Source organism: Rodentibacter myodis (assembly GCF_001999305.1).
GTDB classification, from domain to species: domain Bacteria; phylum Pseudomonadota; class Gammaproteobacteria; order Enterobacterales; family Pasteurellaceae; genus Rodentibacter; species Rodentibacter myodis.
The window spans coordinates 1-1,149 of the sequence record NZ_MLHQ01000005.1; the positions used below are offsets into that span (position 1 = coordinate 1).

The 1,149-nt window shown below is 42.9% G+C and carries 2 protein-coding genes; both read left to right on the forward strand.

Annotation, left to right across the window (positions count from 1 at the left end; genetic code table 11):
• On the forward strand, positions 1–818 hold an 818-nt coding region (locus tag BKL49_RS12780; RefSeq protein WP_279625905.1), incomplete at its 5' end, for a type VI secretion system Vgr family protein.
• Positions 818–1,149, forward strand: a 332-nt coding sequence (locus tag BKL49_RS01520) for a DUF4123 domain-containing protein (protein ID WP_143530788.1), incomplete at its 3' end; no start/stop codon positions are given. The genes BKL49_RS12780 and BKL49_RS01520, both read left to right, overlap by 1 nt.

Sequence of the window (1,149 nt, forward strand, 5' to 3'; positions counted from 1 at the left end):
GGGCGGGGGCGCAATACGGTAATATGATGATACCGCGAATTGGAGATGAAGTGCTGGTGAAATATCTACACGGCGACCCGGACCACCCCATCGTTATCGGGCGCACCTACCACAGCACCACCGAACCGCCTTACACATTGCCCGAACACAAAACCCGCACCACAATCAAATCCAAAAGCCACAAAGGTGACGGGTTTAATGAATTGCGTTTTGAAGATGAGAAAGGACAAGAAGAAATCTTTCTTCACGCGGAAAAAGACTTAAACCACATCGTCAAACACGATGAAACAACTCAAATAGGTAATGACCGTACCGAACAAGTTAACCGAAATGAAACCGTTCACATCGGCAACAACCGCACGGAAACGGTGGCACAGGACGAAGCCCTCACCATCAACCGAGACCAATTCAAGCATATCGGACGTAATCGTATCACCAAAATTGAAAAAGATGACATACTCAACGTCAACAACAGCCGCTATGTGAATGTACATGGCGACACCATTATCCACGTCGGCAACGAATTAAACATTGAAGTTGCGCAAAACGGCAGCTGGCGGGCGGGGGAACTGCTTGAGCAAATCTGCGAAGAGTTTGACTTAGAGGGTTATGAAACGGTAGAAATCAGCGGCCCGGGTGGTTCGATAATCATCGACCGGGAAGGCATCACCTTGGTGGGGGATGTGTATGTTGAGGGGGAGCTGGTCATGGATACTGGTTCGCCTGATATGGTGAGAGCGTTACAGCTTGTAGCAAATGAAGGACAAGAGACTTGCATAGATTGTGTTAAGTTAGATGAAATTAATGAGAATAAATAATGCAAACTCAAAATAAAATAAAACTTTATGGCTTGTTTGATGCAGCTTTGATTCCACAAGTTTGGCTTAATTTAGACGCTTGGCAATTAAACTATGAACCGTTGTATCAAGGGGATTATCAGAAAATCGCGGAGGCAATTCTGTATTTAATAGAATTGGATATCTATCGTGATGAAATAGCAGTGAAAGAATTGCTTACCACTAAAACTTATCAGCAAGGATTGTTTATTTTGACTGAGTTAGCTTTGGATAAATTGGTAGAGCGTTTAGCCTATTTTTATCATATAAAAAATAAACAAAATGAACCTTGTTTAAGGCGTTTTTTTGATTT